This is a genomic window from Streptomyces sp. NPDC003284, from assembly GCF_053589675.1.
The window spans coordinates 20,351-38,849 of sequence record NZ_JBSFSI010000009.1; the positions used below are offsets into that span (position 1 = coordinate 20,351).

Sequence of the window (18,499 nt, forward strand, 5' to 3'; positions counted from 1 at the left end):
TGGTCGATGTCCGGCTGCTCACTCGGCCAGGAGTCGGGAAACGTCCTCTTCGGACATCTGCTCGATGACCTTCTCGAGTTCCTCGGGGGGCAGTCCGGCCAGCCGGGCCCGTTCCACCTCCAGGGCCATGCTCTGCACGCTGGAGTCCGCGAAGAACGCGGCCAGGGAGATGTCCGTGGCGAAGATCTTCTTGATCTTGGAGACCAGCTGGGCGGCCTGCAAGCTGGTCCCGCCCAGGTCGAAGAAGCTGACGTTCTTGGCGAAGTCGGTGCGGCCGAGGATCGGGCCGAACGCCTTGGTCAGCATCTGCCGTTCGACGTCGCTGAGCCGCTCCTCGGGCTCCGGCTCGGCGGTGGCGTCGACTCCGGGCAGGGCACGCTCGTCGATCTTCCCGCTGGCGTTGACGGGCAGTTCGTCCAGCACCAGGAAGGTGCTCGGCACCATCGTGGAGACGAGATACCTGCGGCAGTGCTCCCGCAGCGCCGTCTCGGACACATCGCGCGCTGCGCCGGTGGCGCAGTAGGCGACGACCCGCTTGTGGTCCTGCACCTGCTGGACCTGGACGTACACGTTGCGGATCCCGTCGAAGGCGCGGATGACGCTCTCGATCTCGCCGATCTCGATCCGCACGCCGTTGATCTTGACCTGCTTGTCGGCGCGGCCGACGTAGACGAGGCGGCCGTCGCCGTTGAGCCGCACCAGGTCACCGGTCAGATAGAGGCGCGCCTCGGGGTCGTCGCCGACGGGGTCCTGGATGAACCGCCGCCGGTTGTCCTCGTCCCGGTGCCAGTATCCGGCGGCCAGTCCGACGCCGCCGATGGCGAGCTGTCCGATGACTCCCTGCGGCACGGGTGTGTTCTGCTCGTCCAGCACATACGCGACATGGTTGTCCATCGGGGCGCCGATGGGCAGGGCGGCGGCCGACAGCGGCTCCTTCAGCTCCTCGACGATGCTGGTGACGGTGCACTCGGTGACGCCGTAGCCGTTGAAGATGCGCCGGCCCTTGCCCCAGGCCCGGACGAGTTCGTGGGAGAAGGCCTCACCGCCCACGAACACGATGCGCAGATCGTCCAGCGGGGCCGGGTCGAGCAGTTTCATGACCGACGGCGGCAGGTCGGTGACCGTGACGCGGTGCTCCTCCAGGAACCGCTGGACGCCCGACATGTCCAGGCGCATCGCGGACGGTACGACGTGGAGCGAGGCGCCGGTGAGCAGGGCGCCGAACATCTCGAAGACCGAGACGTCGAATCCGCAGGACGCGTAGCCGAGGAACCGGTCCTCAGGTGTGAGTTCGAACAGGGTCCGGACGTTGCGTATGAACCCGAGTATGTTGTCGTGGCTGACGAGTACGCCCTTCGGGGTGCCCGTGCTGCCCGAGGTGTACATCAGGTAGGCGATGGCGTCCCCGCCCGGGGCCGTGCCGGGGGTGTCCGCCGCGTCCGGGAGTCCGGCCGGCAGTCGTGACTCCAGGGCGGGTGCGACCCCGGCCGTCGTCGCGTCGCAGACGACGAGCCGCGGTTCGGCGTTGTCGATGATCGCCTCGATACGGCCCGGCGGATTCATCGCGTCGACCGGCACATACACGGCGCCCAGTGCCAGCAGCGCCAGTACGGTCGCGGGGAAGTCGGGTGACGGTGTGAGCGCGACGCCCACCCGGTCGCCGGCGCCGACGCCGTGCGCGGCGAGGTGGGCGCGGATCGCCTCGGCGCGCCGCCGCAGCTGACCGTAGGTCAGTTCCTCGTCGGGGGTGCTGACGGCCACGCGCTGCGCGTATGTGTCCGCGATCTCACAGAAATGTGTGAAGACATTTCCGGTGGGCGCCGGGACCGTGCGTCCGCTGCCGAAACGCCGTTGGGTTTCGCGGGATTCCTCGTCATGGGCCCAGGACTGCCGCAGACTGAGGTCGGGAAGGGAGATCGCCCTGCGCAGAATTCCGACGAAGACCCGCTGCATGGTGTCGATCGTCGCCCGGTCGAATATATCGGTGTTGTACCCGATATTGATCTCCAGATCCGGGCCGTTCTGCGTGACGGTCCAGGACTGGAAGAACTTCGCGCGCGAGGTCTCCGGTATTTTCTCGTCGGCTTTGATTCCGTCGAGCCGGAGCGGCTCCGCCCACTCGTTCATCGTCAGTGTGTACTGGAACAGAGTGGAGCGCGAGGGGTCGCGCTTGACACCGGCGCCCGCGATGATCTCCTCCAGCGGGAGCTGTCCGTGCGCCTGGCCGTCGCGGAACCGCCGCTGAATTCCCGCGAGGCATTCCTTGAAGGTCTCGTCGGGATCGATGCGGCAGCGCAGCGGAAGCATGTTGATGAAGAAGCCGACGGTTCTTTCGCACTCGACTTCGGAGCGGTTCGCGGTGGGCATTCCGAAGATGACGTCCTCGGAACCCGAGTACCGGTGGAAGAGGCAGGCCATCGCCGTGGCGTAGACGGTGATCGGGGTGGTGGACAGCGACGAGGCGAGATCGTTCACCTGTGCCGCGAGCCCCGGCCAGTTGCTCTCCTGCGCGGACCCCTCGTAGGTCGCCTCGGGCGGCAGCGGGCGGTCACCTGCAATGTCCATGACATCAACATGGCTGAGTGTATCCGCCCAGTAGTCCGCGCTCTCCTGCCAGGCCCCCGCGCTCATGCGCTTGCGCTGCCACTCGCTGAAGTCGGCGAACTGCACGGTGGGGGGCTCGATCTTGGGGGTGGTGCCGGTTCTTCGGGCGTTGTACTCCTGCTCTAACTCCTCGAAGAAGATCGAGGTCGACACCCCGTCGAAGATGATGTGGTGGACGACGAAGCCGAAGTAGTGCAGGTCGTCGCCGACGGTGACCAGAGCGGCCCGCCACAGCGGGAACCGCGTCAGGTCGAGCACCGTGTCGCCGAGTTCGGCCATGAGCCGCTCGGCCTCTTCCTCGGACTGCGCGGACTTCCGCTCGACGACGATCTCCGGGCTCTCCACGATGCCCTGGAAATACTCGTCGTTCTCCACGAGGACATAGGTACGCAGCGCCTCGTGCCGCATGATGATGCTCGTGACGGAACCGGTGAGCGCGTCTACGTCGAGATCGCCTTCGAGACGGAACAGGAATCCGACGTTGTAGGTCGACATTCCGGTCCGCAACCGGTCGACGAACCACAAGGTGTTCTGCGAGTACGAGAGGGGGACGTTGTTCCGGTCCTGACGGGGACGCGGCCCGTCGGTGACCCGGGCGCGTGCACGTGCCAACATGCTTGCGAGTGACTGCTTCTTTTCCGTCGCGGTACCGTCATGCACTGAACTCACACAAAGCTCCCTTGACGTCAATTGGCGATACAAAGCAGCAGTTCTGCGGTATTTCAGCAGTGCAGGCACGTGATCGTGCAACACGAGGCACGTCCGACCCCGGCGCATACCCTGCCCCACGGACACCAGGCGGTCAAGGCAGCCAGGAATGTAAGATCCTGCGATCGGACTTGTAAAAGTTCCATGGTTTACCCGGGTGATTGGGTATCGAACGGCCCGGCGGCGCGGAGCGGTGCGCGACGGATTTCAAGATCCGCCTGCGCCCGGTACCGCTTCCGCTTCCGGAACGCCTCCGCCGAGTCTTCGCTGATGCGGCCGGATCTCTGTGCGACGGAGGGAGAACTCCGGCCGTCCGCTTCGCTCGCACCGGGCCACGGCCCGGCGGGCTCCCCCCTCCGGCGCCGGTCCCGCTGTCCGCGGGCGCTCGGCGGAGCGGGCCGTGGACGGCCGCGCGCCGCGCCCCTGCTCCCCCGCCCTGCCCGGCACCCGCCGCCCGCCCGCCGCGGCGGTGTCCGGCGTCATCGCGGCGGCCGCCCACCGCGAGCCACCCTCCGTCCGACACATCGTCAGAAATGTACAGGTGTGTGTGCACACCCCGACGCGGCCGATCACACGGGTGTCCGGGACCGAGACACCTTGTGGCGCCGGGCGACGAGGTCGTCCCGGCGGTGGGGAACACCGGCACGTACCACCGCGACGGTGTCGACGAGCGCGGCGAAGTCGGTGAAGGGGTCCCCGCCGACCACCGTCAGCTCGGCCAGCCTGCCCGCCTCGACCGTGCCGAGGTCCGGGGCCAGACCGAAGAGGCGGGCCGGGACGGTGGTGGCGGTGTGCAGGGCCTCGGCCGCGGTGAACCCGTGGGCGTGCAGCCCTCGCAGCGCCAGGTGGAGGGAGAGGCCGACCGGCACCAGCGGCGCGTCGGTGCCCAGGGCGAGCCGGGCCCCGTGCTCGGCCAGCCGCCGGTAGTCGCCGAACTCGACTTCCAGCGCCGCGAGTTCGGGTGCGCCGGGGCGCGTGCGGGCGCGGTCGTGGACACTCGCCGCGTCCCAGGGCGGCATGAGGACGTCCACCCGGGGGTCGTCGGCGAGCGCCGGGTCGGCGCCGAGCAGGACCTGCGCGCTGAACGGCGTCATGATCAGGGCGAAGCCGCCGTCGGCGTACTGCTCGACCAGATCCTGGTGGATGTGCCCGAGCGGGGTGGTGGCATGGCCGTAGGGCAGTCGCTGGGTGGCCTGGAGATGGGTGGTCAGGTCCTGGCCGGCGGCCCGGCCCGGCGCGCACAGATGACTGCCGCACGGCACCCCCAGCCGGTGCGCCGCCTCGGCGGCCTGTGCCATGTACGTCCCCGGGGCGCGCACATAGGTCTTGACGAAGTCGACGTCCAGGGCGGCGGCCCGCGCCAGGGTGCGCCGTACCCCGCTCTCGGTGCGGTGGGCGCGGCCCATGCTGTAGGCGGTGCGCGAGCCGTCGATCAGTTCGGCGCAGGCCAGTGCGCGCGGCCCCAGGCAGGCGCCGGACGCGGTGGCCTCGCGCAGCCGGGCCGCCTCGTACAGCGGGCCGCCCATGCAGGCGGTGGTCGTGATGCCGTAGGCGAGGGCCGTCAGGTTCTGCCGGGCGCCGTAGGTGGCCTGGTAGGGGTGGGTGTGGCTGTCGAACAGGCCCGGCAGGACCGTCCACGAGGAGGCGTCGAACGTGCGGTGGCCCGGTCGGCGCGCGCGGTGCGGTGCGACGGCGGTGATCCGGTCGCCGCGCACGAGGATGTCCACGTCGTGGCGCGGCGCCCGCCCGGTGCCGTCCCACAGCTGCCCGGCGTGGACGCGCAGTGGTTCCCGGCCGCCGGGACCGTGGCGGCGGGCGGCGGGCACGGTGGGGACGCCGGTCAGGGTGCGGGTCAGGCCCGGCATGCGGGTGTCGTCGAGGGACAGCAGGCGCAGGTCCCCGCAGGACAGGTACAGGAGGGTGCGGGAGTCCGCCGCCCAGCTCGGGTGGTCGGCCGGCTCGTCGGTGAGCCTGCGGGCGGGCCCCGCCGGGGTGCCGTCGGGGGTGACCGGCAGCAGCCACAGCGCGGATTCGGCGACGAGCGCCATCCAGCGGCCGTCCGGGGACCACACGGGTCCGGCCGCGACCCGGTCGGACAGCGACTGGTGCGCGGCGGGCAGATGGCGCCGCTCGGTGCCTGTGCGGACGTCGACGACGCGGATGACGTTGTAGCCCTCGCGGAAGCGGCGGTTGAGCCGGTTGCGGTCGCAGAAGGCCACCCGGCGGCCGTCCGGCGACCAGGTGGGGGTGCCGGGCGGGCCGTCGGTGGCGAGGGGGCGGGCGACGGTCCGTTCCTCGCCCGTGGCCAGGTCGCGGACCAGCAGGTTGCCGTGGACGTCGAGGCAGGCCAGGTGTGTGCCGTCCGGCGACAGGGCCGGGGAGAGGCGTCCGCCGCCGGTCACGGCCTCGTCCGCCGAGCCGTCCAGGCGGATCCTGCGTACGGCCGTCAGTCCGTCGCGGTCGGTGCAGTACAGCAGGCTGCGCCCGTCGGGGGCCCAGGCCGGCATCTGCACGTACTCCGTACCGGCGGCCCGCAGCAGCTCGCGCGGCGGTTCGGCGCCGTCGTCCGGGGCGCCGGACGGCAGCAGCCACAGGGAGTTGAGGGCCGCGCACGCCACCCGGCGCCCGTCCGGGGACAGCACCGGGCGGTGCAGACCGCGCACGGGCACGGGGGCGGTATCGGTCCGTGAGGTGTCGCGCCGTACGCCGCGGCGGAGCGGGCCGGGGACCGGCATCCGGGCGGTGAACGGGATGTCGGTGACGGCCGGGGTGGTCAGGGAGCGGAGCCGGAGGCGGCCGTCCGCGACGTACAGGAGGCGGTCCTCGCCGAGCCAGCACGGCGGGGCGGCGGCCAGGTCCTCGCCCGCCGCGACCACCTTTCCGTCGACCAGCAGTTCGGCCCGGGACGGCGGGAGGGTGGGCGGGCCGTCCGCGCCGGACAGCCGCAGCCAGGCGATCCGGCCGCGCGGGGACACGGCCGGGCACAGCAGACGGCCGGTGGCCGCGGTGTGCACCGGCCGCGCGGTGCCGTCCGCCAGGGAGACCCGGACCAGTGAGAGACCGCCGTCGTTCCCGCCGTCCGGTGTGTGGGCGGCGCGCACACACACCAGGGTGCGTCCGTCCGCGGACCAGACCGGGTCGTAGTCCTCGAAGGGGCCTGCCGTCACCCGGGTGAGCCGGGTGCTGCCGACGTCGAGGGTCCACAGGCCGTAGGAGCCGCCGGTCACCGGGTCGCCGCCGCGCTCGGAGGAGAACGCCAGCCGGGTGCCGTCCGGCGACCACGCCGCCCCGCGGTCGTCCCACGGGCCGTCGGTGACCCGGCGCAGTCCGCCGCCGTCGGGCCGCATCGTCCACAGGTGGAAGGCGCCGCCCGCGTAGCCGCACAGGGCGACCGTCCGGCCGTCCGGCGCGAACGCGGGCCGAGTCGCCTCCACCTCCCAGCGGGTCAGCCGCTCGGCCGCGCCGCCCGCACGCGGCACGCGCCACAGCACACCCTGCACCTCGGCGATCAGCGTGTGTCCGTCCGGGTGCGCGGTGACGGACCCTCCGGTCGTCTCGCGGTACGTCAGGACCCGCCCCGCCCCGTCCGCGGCGAACGCCCGGACGGCGGGCGTCCCGACCGGCGCGACCGAGGCGGCCGACGCCCCCAGGAAGCGCCGCCTGGTGACCAACCCGTGCCCCGCATCCGTGCCGTGCTCCATGGCGCGTTCCTCCCGTGCCCCGATCCCACCGACCCGACCACCTGGTCAACCGGCGGCGGGCCGGGGGGTCACGGGTCGGGCCGGGTGAAGTGCCGTAGAGGCGGCGACGCGAGGTGACACCGCTTCGTGTTCCGTACCGGGCGGCCGGGACGGACGTCGGTGGTCACTCCCGCACGTCCGGGCCGGGTGGCAGACCGGCCACCTCGTCGACCAGGGGCTGGACCCGGTGGGGGACGACGGCGCTCAGGGCGATGACCGTCGTGCTGCGGCGGACGCCCGGTACGGCGAGGACATGGTCGATCACCTGCTGGACGTGCTGGTTGCTCGTGCCCGCGATACGGCACCAGATGTCGCCGGGGCCCGTCACGATGTACGCCTCGATGATCTGCGGGACGGCCCGCAGCCGGGCGGCGATGGCCTCGCGGGCCGGCTGGTCCACCTCGAAGGTCGTGAACGCCTGGACCACGTGGCCGAGGGCGGCGACGTCCACGTCCGGGCCGTAGCCGGTGACCACGCCGGAGGCGGTCAGCCGGTCGAGCCGGGCCTGCAACGTGCCGCGTGCGACGCCGAGCCGGCGGGCGATCTCCAGCAGGCCCTCGCGCGGACGCTCCCGCAGCAGGCGCAGCATCCGGCCGTCGAGCGGGTCGAGTCCCTGGCGTGCCATGGTGCTGTGCCTGCCGATCTGCGCTCTGCGAGGCATCGCCCGGCCCCGTTCTTTGTCAGATTAGCAAGAGGCAGGAAGCCGCGTTGCCTATTCGGCTGTCCATGGCTCACGCTGTGGTCCCCCGGCCGAGGAGGAGCAGCAGTGAGGCAGCACACCCACCCGTTCGTCCCGTACCGGCCCGAGCGGTACGGGGAGGCCGAGATGGTCCGGCGGGGCGAGGACTTCGTGTCGTTCCTCGACCGCCGCCGCAGTGTGCGGTTCTTCAGCGACGAGCCGGTCCCGCGCGCGTGTGTCGACCTCGCCATCGCCGCGGCGAACACCGCCCCGTCCGGCGCCCACCTCCAGCCGTGGAAGTTCGCCGTGATCGGCGACGCGGCGACCAGGCACCGCATCCGGGTCGCCGCCGAGGAGGAGGAGCGGGTCAACTACGAGGGCGGGCGGATCCCGCCCGAGTGGCGAGCGGCGCTGGCGCGCCTGGAGACGGACGCGGACAAGAGCTATCTCGACGTCGTGCCGTGGATCGTCGTCTGCTTCGCCGAGAAGAGCACGGCGCTGCCGGACGGTTCGCTGCGCAAGAACTACTACGTCAACGAGAGTGTGGGCATCGCGTGCGGCTTCTTCATCGCCGCCCTGCACGCCATGGGTCTGAGCACGCTGACGCACACACCCAATCCGATGGGCTTCCTCACCGAGATCTGCGGGCGGCCCGGCAACGAACGGCCCTACATCCTCTTCCCGATCGGCCGTGCCGCACCCGACTGCGAGGTCCCGGACCTGGCGCGCAAGTCGCTGGCGGAGGCGACCGCCGAGAGTCCCGGCCTGGCCTGAACGGCCCTTTCCCCGGCGGCGGTCCGCCGTCCGTCACGGTCGCGCGGGATACGGCGGGCCGCCCACGATGTCATGATGTGCGCCGGAGACCGACCGAGCGGGCACGGGGGCACAAGTGACAGGCGCGGAGCCCGGCGGTCCGGGCGGCATGGCGGCGGACCGGCTCGGGGCGCTGCTCGGAGAGGTCCAGGACAAGGAGGCGCGGCGCGCCCTGAAGCGCCTGCTGCGCAAAGGCGGCGAGGCGGCCGAGGAGGACTGCCATCCCCTGTTCGGCTCCCTGGTGCGGGGCACCGGGGGCCTGGCGTCCGACGCGACCGCCGCGCTGCCGGTCGTCGTCGCCCTCGCCTGCGACCCGGGCATGGGCGCCCGGGTCACCCTGGTCGAACTGGTGGCCTGTCTGGCGAGGGCGGCGGCCGGGCCCGGACCGGTGGACGCGGGCTGGCACGAGGCGTGGCGGTCCCAGCGGCCCCGGCTGAGGGCGCTGCTCGCGGATCCCCGGCCAGAGGTGCGCAGGGAGACACTGTCCCTCCCGGTGGGCGCCGGTGCGCTGCTGGAGCGGTGGCACACCGAGACGGATCCCGCCGTGCGGCTGCCGCTGCTGCTCGCGCTGGGGACGGCCGCCGGGAGCGGGCCCGCCGGTGCCGGGGCGGTGGACCGGGTGCGGGCGGTGGTGCGGGAGGTGCTGCGGACCGGCGATCCCGTCCTGCGGGTCGCGGCCGTGCACGCCTGGGCCTCCTTCGACCCCCGGGTCCCGGTCCGTGAGCTGGACCTGCTGGTGGAGGTTCTGTCGGACGCCTCCACGCGTCCGCTGTTCGAGGCGGTGTGGTACGCACCGGACGTCGACGGGGCCTTCACCCGCGAGGAGGTGGTCTCCTGGACGGCCATGCTGTTCGAGGACGAGCCCGGTACCGCGCTCTCCTTCGCCGTACGGCTCATCGAGGCGGCACGCCGGACCGGGGACGCGCCGCTGTGCCGGGCCACGCTGGACGAGGCGTGGCGCGTACTGGTGGTCAGGCCGTCCGCGGCACCGGCGCTGCTGCCGCTCGCGGGCGCCCTGCTCCGCGACCCCGACGAGGGCGTGCGGTTCCGGGCGGCCCATCTGCTCGCGGTGCTGGGACCCCGGTCGGCCGAGTACGCCGACGAGTTGGCCGCCCTGCTGGACGATCCGGGCGAGGCCGAGTTCCTGGAGGGCACCGTGGGCGACCATGCCCGCTGGGCCCTGACACGCATCGGTGATCCGCGCGGGCTGCCGGGTCTGGTCGAGCGGCTGTGCGCGCCGTACGAGGGTCACTACTCCCGCTCGTACGTCATGGGCGACCCCCGGCTGCCGGAGATCGAGGACGTGCTGACCCCGCTGGGGGCGCACGCGGACGCCCTGCTGCCCGCGGTGCGCGCGCGGCTTCGCGGGGGCGGAGCCGACGGGGCACCGGTCGGCCGTCTCCTGGAGGTGCTCACGGCGTGGGGCCCCGCCGCGGCACCCGCGCTCCCCGAGGTGGTGGCCCTGCTGGGCGACACCCGGTGGTCGCTGGCCGCGGTCGACGTGCTGGTCGCGATGGGACCGGCCGCGGCGTCGGCCGTGGACGCCGTGCGCGGGTGCGCGGTCCTCGATCACCCGGGCAACCGGCTCAAGGTGGCGTGGGCCGTCTGGCGTCTGGGCGGCGACCGGGACACGGCGCTGCGCCTGATCGGGGAGGCGGTACTGGCCGAGGAGGGCTCCGTGTACGGGCCCGTCGGCCTCGTCGGTGACTTCGGACCGGCGGCCGCGCCGTACGCCGGTCCGGTGCGTCACGCCGTGGAACACGGCCCCGGCTGGCTGCGGTTGCGGGCGGCGCCGGCTCTGTGGTCGATCACCGGTGAGCGCGAGCCGAGCGTCTCCGTCCTGGAGGAGTACGTCGTCCCGCCCGCGGACGGCGACGACTCCTACGGCTGCTTCCTCGACGCGCTGCGGGCCCTCACCGGCATCGGCACGGTGTCGCCGGGGACGCGCGAACTGCTGCGTGCGGCACGGGAGTCCGACCGGCGCCTCTCCTCGTACCGCGACTACCGGGCCTTCCTGCGCGACGAGGAGATCCGCTCGGCGATCGAGGACGTGCTCGCCCTGCCCTGATGTGCGCGGCGCCACGCCCACGGAACACGCCTGCTGTCACGGCTCCGAGCGCGCTGTCGGCCGGTCCGCGGTGACCAGCCAGGACGTGCTGAGCAGCCGGACCGTGCCGTCGTCCGACTCGTGGCCGCGCAGCTGGTCCGTGAGGGTGTGCCGGGCGCGGTCCCGGGCGTCCTGCTCCGCCCGCTCCATCAGGTGGCGGCCGGGTCCCGTACCGAGCAGGAAGTCCGCCGCGTCCTCGGCTCCGTGCCCCCAAGTGCCGTACGCCCGCACGGGTTCGATGCTGATGCCGGTGTAACCGGCGGCGGTGAGGACGGCGTGGACGCGGCCGCGGTCGGCCAACGAGAACATGCCGGGCAGCCCGGGTGTGCCGAAGTCACCGGCCGGCAGCAGACCGCGCAGGGACGCCATCGCCGCCGTCCAGTCGTTGAGCGCGGCGTCGGCCGGGCACACGAACGCCAGGCGTCCGCCGGGCCGCAGCGCCCGGCGGACATGGGCGAAGGCCGCGACGGGATCGGTGTAGAACATCACGCCGTAGCGGCTGATCGCCGCGTCGAACGCCCCCGCCTCGAAGGGGTGCACCTGTGCGTCGCCCCGGATGAAGGAGACGTTCGCGACGCCCTCCCGCTCCGCGCGCGCCCGTGCCGACGCGAGCATCGGGCCGGACAGGTCGAGGCCCAGGGCGCTCCCCCGGGGTGCGCGCAGCGCGGCGAGGAGTGTGGTCTGCCCGGAGCCGCAGCCCAGGTCGAGGCTCCGGTGCGCTCCGGTGATCGCTGCGGCGTCGAGGAGCGGCTCGTCGAAGCCCCCGTTCACGGCGTTCCAGCGGTCCTGGTGGCGGGCCCAGTGGGCGCCTTCGGGACCGTTCCACGCCTTCTCCTGCTCGCTGTTGACGATGTCCGGCACAGGGCCTCCCGCTGTCGACGGCCGGTTTGGGCGTACGCCCAAACAGTATGGGCATACGCCCGTACCGGCAATGCCGGACAGGCCCTAGGATCCCGGCAGTCGGCCCTTGCCCGGTCGGGGCCACAGAACAGGAGCGAGGCACATGTCACCGCGCGGAGTCGCGACCCCGGACGTACGCGAGCGGCTGTTCGGGGCCGCCGAGCGGGTCGTGGAGAGGGACGGTCCCGGCGCGCTCACCAGCCGGGCCGTGACCACCGAGGCGGGCTGCGCCAAGGGGCTGCTGCACGCGCACTTCGCGGGGCTCGACGAGTTCGTGGCCGAGCTGTGCCTGGACCGGTTCGCGCGGACGGCCAAGAAGGCGCGCGCGCTGTCGGAGGCCGCCGGGCGGGGCACGGTGGCGGGGAACCTGGAGGCCGTCGTGCTCGCGCTGTTCGAATCCGGCGGTCCCGCCCTGTCGGGGCTTGCCATGACACGGCCCGTCGCCGCGTCCCGTGTCCGCGCGGCCCTGGAGGGCGGGGCGCCGGGCTTCAGCACGATCCAGGAGGCCGTGACCGGGTACGTCGGGGCCGAGCAGGCGCTCGGCAGGGTGGCGCGGACCGTCGACCCCGCCATGGTGGCCCTGGCCGTCGTCGGTACCGCCCACCATCTGCTGCTGACGAGCCGGCCCGGCACGCCCGACCCGCGGGCCGCCATGGCACGTCTGGTCGCCGCCCTGCTGAAGGACTGAGGCGGCCGTCCGGACAGGGGCGGCGACCACGGCCGCCGCCCCCGCCCGTCACGGCCGGAAGGTCAGGAGTCCTCGATGGTGATGAAGGGGTCCCACTGGAAGTACCCCTTCAACTGCCGGTGCCGGTCGAGGATCTGGAAGGAGAAGTGGTACACGACCTTGCCGACGCTCTTCACCGTGGTGCGCCAGTAGTGGTCCTGGTACTTCTGCGTCAGGAAGTCCGGGCTGCCCTCGCTGCCCTCCTTCGGCAGCGGGTAGACACCGTCGACCACCTCGATCTCGGGCGTCCTGATGAGGGTGTGGCCGGGGTCGCTGCTCACGTACCGGTAGAGCAGGGCCTTGTGGTCGCTGCCGAGCGACAGCGTCGTCTCCCGCCACCGGACGGTGTCCCCGGGCTCCGCCCGGAGGTTCAGTTCGGCGCCCGACGTGCCGACGATGTGGTCGTGGCGCGTCGTCATGTAGATGAGGCTCTGGTCGACGTAGGTCGGTGCGTCCGGATTGCGTGAGGCGTTCGGGTACTGCTCCACTATCGTGGCGGCGTCGAACGCGATCAGTACGTTCAGGTCAGCCATTTCGCTTCTCCAGGGAATGAGAGGTTTCGCCTACGAGGATCTCGGCACCTTGTAGGCCATGGCCCGCGGATAGTCGTGCCGGTGCAGGCGGACGCGGACCAGGAGCGGTCCGGCGTTCACCGGGTCGTGCGGGTCGGCGAGCCGGGCCAGCAGGTCGTCCAGTTCCGCGGGCCGGGCCACGGTGACCCCGTTCGCCGGGGTGTCCTCACCGGCGAAGACGGCCGCGAGGCGGTCGTAGTGCCAGGGGTGCAGGATGTTGTAGAAGTCCGCGTCGGCCGGGTCCCGTTCGGCGTAGTGGGCCGGGTTCACCAGCATCTGCTCGATCCCGTAGAAGTGCCCGTTGTCCAGGACGAACACCACCGAGCGCAGCCCGAGCCGGGTGTGGGTGGAGATCTCCTGGCAGGTCTCCTGGAAGGCGCCGTCACCGACGAACACCATCGGACGGGCGCCCGCGCGCCCGGGGGCGAGCGCGGCACCGGTGGCCGCGCCGAGCGACCAGCCGATGGACAGCCAGCTGATCTGCGACAGGAAGCCGCCCGCGGGCACGGACAGGTTCATCGAGCCGATGAGGGAGAACGCGGCGTCGGAGACGACCGTCCAGCGCTCCGGTGTCTCCTGGCCCAGGAACTGGTTGATCCGGTCGAACACGCCGTCGTACGTGAGCCGTTCGGCCTGGCGGAAGCGCGGACCGCCGGCGTTCAGCGAGGCCCGGTGCTGCGCGAGCCCTGCGGGACGGTCCGCGGGCGCTCCGCCGTAGCTGTAGGACTCGGCGTAGTAGTCGGCGTACAGGCCCCCGGTGCCGTACGCCTTCACCAGGGCGTCCTGGAGGGCGGGCAGCAGATGGGCGAGCTGGACGTCGGGGAAGTAGGAGGTGCCGACGCTGACACCGCCGTGCGCCGCCATCACCCAGTCGGTGCCGACGCTCTGTTCGCCGTCGAGGTTCTTCGACGTGGACCAGGCCCCGAGCCCGATCCGGCAGGTGGCCCAGTCCTTGAAGACCGCGTGGACGTCCGGGTGGCTGGCCCTGCCGTTGTAGACGCCGTGGAACTGCGGCAGTTGCCCGTCCACGACGCCCTTGGCGCCCACGGTGGTGCAGAACGGCACACCGGTGGCCTCCACCAGGTCGACGAGTTCCCCGCCGAGCCGGAACCGGTCGGTCTCCTCCCCGGCCCACACGATCGGCCGGGGCCTGCCGTCCGGGCCGGGGTGCTGCTCGATCAGGGTGAGGATCGCGTGCACGGCGTCCTCCAGCAGCACCCGGCCGCGCTCGCCGAGCGGCCGTTCACGGCGGACGAGCGGCGCCGCGGGGGCCGGACAGGGCGCGTCCCACAGGTCTTCCATGACCTCCAGGTAGACGGGTCTGCGCTCGGAGAGGCACGCGGTGAGCGCGGCGTCGATCTGGGTCGGCGCCAGGCCCGGGTGGGAGACGGCCTGCGCGTCCACGGTGACCTGCCGGTAGACGTCCAGGTTGCTCTCCGCGCGCGGACTCATGTGCGAGGTGAGCAGACCGACGGCGCGGAAGTTCTGCCACTGCTCGTAGGGCGGGCACGCGTTGACGGCGATGAGCGGGACCTGCTCGACATACGCGCCGCCGCAGGAGTTGAGCAGGTTGAAGGCGCCCACGCTGTAGGTGACCGCCGCCGCGCCCACACCGTGGACACGGGCGTAGGCGTCGGCGGCCTGGCCCGCGCCGCCCTCGGTGGGTGTGCCGACCCACTCGATGTCGCCCTCGGAGCGCAACGTGGTGAGGAACGGCCCGAGGTGGTTGCCGGGCACGCCGAACAGATGGGTGATGCCCAACTCGGCCAGCCGCAGGGCGAGATAGCGGGCGACCGTGCAGGAGGGCGGGGTCCCGCTCATGCGGACTGCCCCGGCTGCCGCGTGTGGGTGGTGCTTTGGTCCTGCCCCAGGTGCTGTCCGTGGTCCTGCTCGTGCTCCGGCCTGTCGGTGACCGGCGGGGCCCGGTGGACGGCGAGCGCGGCGCGCACGGCGCTCTCCAGGGCGCCCTCGATCCAGGCGTGTTTGAGGGAGGTGTGTTCACCGGCGAAGTGCACCGGGCCCTCGGGCCGGGAGGCGTCCAGGTGGAAGCTGGTCATCTGGTGCGCGGTGTAGAGGGCGGCCTCGCCGAAGGCGTAGGGGTCGCGGGCCCAGCTCTGGGTGGCGCCCCGGCCGGTGAAGAACACCTCGATGCGCCGGCCGTGCAGGGCCTGGAGGTTGCGCAGGGCGTAGAGGTAGCGCTCCGTCTTCGGCATGGAGTCCCAGCGCGCGGCGTCGTCGGACCAGGAGTACGAGGCGAGGACGACGCCACCGCCGGTACCGCCCTCGGCCGGGTGCGAGGGGTAGTACGTGAACCGGTTGGGGTTGTCGGTCGTCGAGCCGCCGCCGAAGCAGTGCGTGGCGGGGCGCACGGCCGGGCCGCGCAGCGGCAGGGTGCCGTCGACCTGCCGCATCTCCTCGGTGACGAGGTTGTCCTTGACCGCGGCACCGAGCAGCCCGGCCTCCGGTTCGGGCAGCGTGGGCAGCGGTGCGGCCGCGGCGGCACCGGGCCCGTGACCGCTGCGGTCCCCGCCGCGGTAGTACGCGTACAGGCCCGGGGCGATGTCCTCCAGCGCGTCCCGCCAGTCCGCCTCGGTGAACTCCCACCAGCGGTGGCTGAATTCGAGCAGCACCTTGGTGGCCTGGTCGTAGTGGGTCTCGATGACGGCACGGCGCTTCTTGTACGACATGGAGGGGACGATCTCCACGAAGCGCAGGGCCGAGAAGGGGACGGTGACGACGGCCAGGTCCGCCGTCCACAGCCGGGGCAGTTCCTTCGGATCGTCCTCGTCCAGGGTCTGTACGGCCACGCCCCAGCCGTCGGGGCCGACCGCACCGGTGCCCTCGGGGTCGGTGTCGCGGCTGGGGTCGTGGTACTCGATGCGGATGACACGCCGGCCGAGTTGCACCTCGTCGCGCAGACCCTGGTACAAGGCGTGCGGCAGGCGCCAGTTGCCGCCCGGTATCTCCCAGTAGCGGACGCCGGGGTTGATGTCGCTGCGGCCGAGGAAGCTGTGGAAGAAGGAGAGATGGAGCCGTGACGACATGTTCTCCAAGGTGCCGACCGCCTCCACGGCCTCGTCGCTGAGACCGGCGTGATCGCGCAGGAACGAGCCCATCGAATGGCCGTCGAAGTCGCGGATCACCCGCGCCCAGCCCTCGACCCACTGCTCGAACGGCTTGTCGACGCGCACGCCGTCGACGAGGTCGGAGTAGTAGTCGCGCACGCTCTCCAGCGCCTGGTCGACCAACTGCGCCGCGGAGGCGCGGACTTCGTCGTCGGTGAGGTGGAAGCCCTCGTTGATCCTCTCGGGACCGGCGGCGTAGTCGGCGCGCCGCACCTGGACGCGGTTGGCGCGGATCCAGGAGTTGCCGCGTTTGTCGGGCTCGTGGAAGTCCGGGCTGTCGTCGCCGTAGGTCCAGGTCCGGCCGGTGAAGGAGGTGTAGGTGACCGGCGGGACGGGCACGTCGGGGCCGCTGCCGGTGTGCGGGTCGATGTCCACGTTGTAGAACTGGCGGCGCCCGAGCCCGAGTTTGTCGACCAGGGCCAGGACCAGGGGATGGAAGTCGGGCAGCCGCATGGCCCCCGCCTCGGCGTACTGGGCCGGGTCGGCGAAGGGCTGGTGGTGCTTCGTGGTGCGGAAGGTCTTGATACGGCCGCCGACCCGGCTGGCGTTCGCCTCCAGGACGGTGACGTCGTGTCCGGCGTCCTTGAGCAGCCGCGCGGCGACGAGACCGGTGATGCCGGCGCCGATGACGAGGATCTTCTTGCGCGGGTGCGCGGTGGGCCCGAGGCGGCCCGTGTCTATGAGGGTGTGCAGGTAGTCGAGCTTGAGGTCCCTGCCGTCCGGTCCGACGAGGAGGAGGTCGCGGGCGAGCCCCAGACAGGTCTGCCAGCGGGCACGGGTGGCGGAGTTGTCCCGTGGAGTGTCGGTCATAGCCTGGGATCGTAGATATGCCGAAACGATTTAGTAATTCAGCGCCGGGAAAAGTCCTGAAAATGGCACGAAGAACCGGTGACCTGTTTTCGCCTCGCTCGAATTTTCGACAGGAAAGCGTGCGATTCCCAAGGTGCGGAAGTGAGGCCGGTGACATGCGGGAGAGCATTCTTCTCGTGGAACAAGGAATTCCAGGAGCAGGGGTGTTCCGGCCTCACCGCCGACCGGACAAAAAACGACCGTCCGGACGCCCGGCGGGATCTCCGGCCGGTGCCGCGAGTCTCCTCATCCGGCCAACGCGCCCCCGCCCGTGAACCGTCCGGCACGGGAGCGCGACCGGGGCCGGACTCAGCCGGGCCTGACGGTGGCGAGCTGGGCGAGCAGCAGGACCAGGCGGTAGGCGGCGGCGAAGTCGTCGGCGGTGAAGGCGACGGTGCGGGCGCCGTCACCACGTGAGACACCCGGCACGAGCGCGGCCAGGTCGACCGTGGCCGGTGAGAAGAGATCCACCTCGACGTCGAGCGGTCCGGCGAGGGCCAGCGGGGCGACCTGGGCACGTCGGGTCACGGCCTCGGCGGCTGCGCGGCGCAGCCGCTCGCGCGCCTCCTCGGGGTGCAGGGCGACGGCGGCGCTCTGGCCGAGGGACTGCTTGACCGCGACCGTGTGCGCGGAGGGGACCAGCGCCAGCAGTTCGGCGCAGGCGCTGTCGTCGCCGCTGAGCAGCGCCACCGGTACACCGAGGTGCCCGGCCATGGCGGCGTTGAGACCGATCTCGCCCATGGAGCGCCCGGCCACGCGTACGTCGAGGATGCCGTCGTTCATGGTGTGGGCCAGCACGGCCGGGCCGCGTCCGGCACGGGCGTGGTAGCCGATCAGCAGCAGCGCGTCGGTGTCCTCGTCGAGCCCGCCGAGCATGCCCAGCGGGCGCGGTTTGCCGCGGACGAGGCGGGCGCGCCGGTCGAGCTGCTCCGGCAGCAGGTTGCGGAACGGCCCGTGCGCGTCGGCGACCCACACCACGGCGTCGGGCTCGGCGTCCGGCACACCGGCTGTCACGCTGTTCGCCTCGGCCGTCATCGCCGCGCGGCCGCGCGGCCGCGCTCGTAGTCGTAGCGGTCCGGGTTCGTCCCGGTGGGATGCACGATCCCCGAGATGCCCTCCATGTCCACAGAGATCAAGATCTTCATGCCGCGGAGCCTATGTGCCGCGCGCTCCCCTCCGACAGGACATGGCGCGGGCGCGGCACGGCGGACCCGGACCCGTGGACGCCGGGCCGACCGCGCCCGCACCGGCGCGGCCGGCCCGCCTCGCGGCGGCCGGGTGCCGGGCCGTCAGAGGATCTGGATGGAGACGACCTTCGGCGGATAGTTCGGGAAGGTGATGTCGTGCCAGCGTTCGATCTTCACCGAGTCGCCGTTGGCGTCGTAGTAGATCAGGTCGTTGTTGCCCGTGGAGATCCGGTCGACCCACCAGCCGCCGAAGCCGGTCTTCCCGGCGTTCGCGTAGCAGTCGACGCTCTGCCGGCCGTCCAGGTGCGACCAGATCTTCAGGAAGTTCTCGCCGCCCACGCACTGGACGTGGTCGATGGCGAAGGCGTTGCCGCCGGGCACGCCGAGGGTGAACGAGGCCGCCGCGGCGAGCGCCACGGCCAGGGACCGCAGGGTCCTCCTGCCCTTCGAGATCACAGGTGCTCCTTCAGACTCACAGGGTGTGCTTC

General features: G+C 72.1%; 11 protein-coding genes and 1 pseudogene. 3 read left to right on the top strand and 9 right to left on the bottom strand.

Annotation, left to right across the window (positions count from 1 at the left end; genetic code table 11):
* Positions 1-18: 18 nt before the first annotated feature.
* The 3 genes from ACWDYF_RS20235 to ACWDYF_RS20245 form a co-directional block, all read right to left on the bottom strand.
* Positions 19-3,219: a non-ribosomal peptide synthetase gene (locus ACWDYF_RS20235; RefSeq protein ID WP_389465059.1), complete on the bottom strand. Its 3,201-nt coding sequence runs from the start codon at positions 3,217-3,219 to the stop codon at positions 19-21.
* Between the two features lie 662 nt (positions 3,220-3,881).
* On the bottom strand, positions 3,882-7,013 hold the full coding sequence (locus ACWDYF_RS20240; RefSeq protein WP_389465056.1) for an amidohydrolase family protein: 3,132 nt from the start codon (positions 7,011-7,013) through the stop codon (positions 3,882-3,884).
* Between the two features lie 163 nt (positions 7,014-7,176).
* Entirely contained in the window at positions 7,177-7,677 is a 501-nt protein-coding gene (locus ACWDYF_RS20245) for an Lrp/AsnC family transcriptional regulator (protein ID WP_389465139.1), read from the bottom strand.
* 141 nt (positions 7,678-7,818) lie between these two features.
* On the opposite strand from ACWDYF_RS20245, the gene ACWDYF_RS20250 reads away from it, so the two are divergent.
* Positions 7,819-8,505 (top strand): nitroreductase family protein, encoded by a 687-nt coding sequence (locus ACWDYF_RS20250; RefSeq protein WP_381744451.1) that lies wholly within the window; start codon positions 7,819-7,821, stop codon positions 8,503-8,505.
* 115 nt (positions 8,506-8,620) lie between these two features.
* Entirely contained in the window at positions 8,621-10,612 is a 1,992-nt protein-coding gene (locus ACWDYF_RS20255; protein WP_389465053.1) for a hypothetical protein, read from the top strand.
* A 36-nt stretch (positions 10,613-10,648) separates the two neighbouring features.
* Here the strand turns inward: ACWDYF_RS20255 and ACWDYF_RS20260 are convergent, their stop codons facing one another.
* Positions 10,649-11,512, bottom strand: coding sequence for a class I SAM-dependent methyltransferase (locus tag ACWDYF_RS20260; protein ID WP_389465050.1), 864 nt, complete (start codon positions 11,510-11,512; stop codon positions 10,649-10,651).
* Between the two features lie 142 nt (positions 11,513-11,654).
* On the opposite strand from ACWDYF_RS20260, the gene ACWDYF_RS20265 reads away from it, so the two are divergent.
* Positions 11,655-12,239: a TetR family transcriptional regulator gene (locus ACWDYF_RS20265; RefSeq protein ID WP_389465047.1), complete on the top strand. Its 585-nt coding sequence runs from the start codon at positions 11,655-11,657 to the stop codon at positions 12,237-12,239.
* Between the two features lie 62 nt (positions 12,240-12,301).
* On the opposite strand, the gene ACWDYF_RS20270 is transcribed toward ACWDYF_RS20265, so the two are convergent.
* The 5 genes and pseudogenes from ACWDYF_RS20270 to ACWDYF_RS20290 form a co-directional block, all read right to left on the bottom strand.
* A complete protein-coding gene (locus tag ACWDYF_RS20270; RefSeq protein WP_018569695.1) occupies positions 12,302-12,811 on the bottom strand; it encodes an inclusion body family protein in 510 nt (169 codons plus the stop codon).
* Between the two features lie 30 nt (positions 12,812-12,841).
* A complete protein-coding gene (locus ACWDYF_RS20275; RefSeq protein WP_381744447.1) occupies positions 12,842-14,671 on the bottom strand; it encodes a thiamine pyrophosphate-binding protein in 1,830 nt (609 codons plus the stop codon).
* On the bottom strand, positions 14,668-16,785 hold the full coding sequence (locus ACWDYF_RS20280; RefSeq protein ID WP_389465041.1) for a flavin monoamine oxidase family protein: 2,118 nt from the start codon (positions 16,783-16,785) through the stop codon (positions 14,668-14,670). Before ACWDYF_RS20280 ends, ACWDYF_RS20275 begins: the two co-directional genes overlap by 4 nt.
* A gap of 348 nt (positions 16,786-17,133) precedes the next feature.
* Positions 17,134-17,969: pseudogene (locus ACWDYF_RS20285) on the bottom strand (M55 family metallopeptidase).
* 144 nt (positions 17,970-18,113) lie between these two features.
* Entirely contained in the window at positions 18,114-18,467 is a 354-nt protein-coding gene (locus ACWDYF_RS20290; RefSeq protein WP_389465037.1) for a beta/gamma crystallin domain-containing protein, read from the bottom strand.
* Positions 18,468-18,499 lie beyond the last annotated feature (32 nt).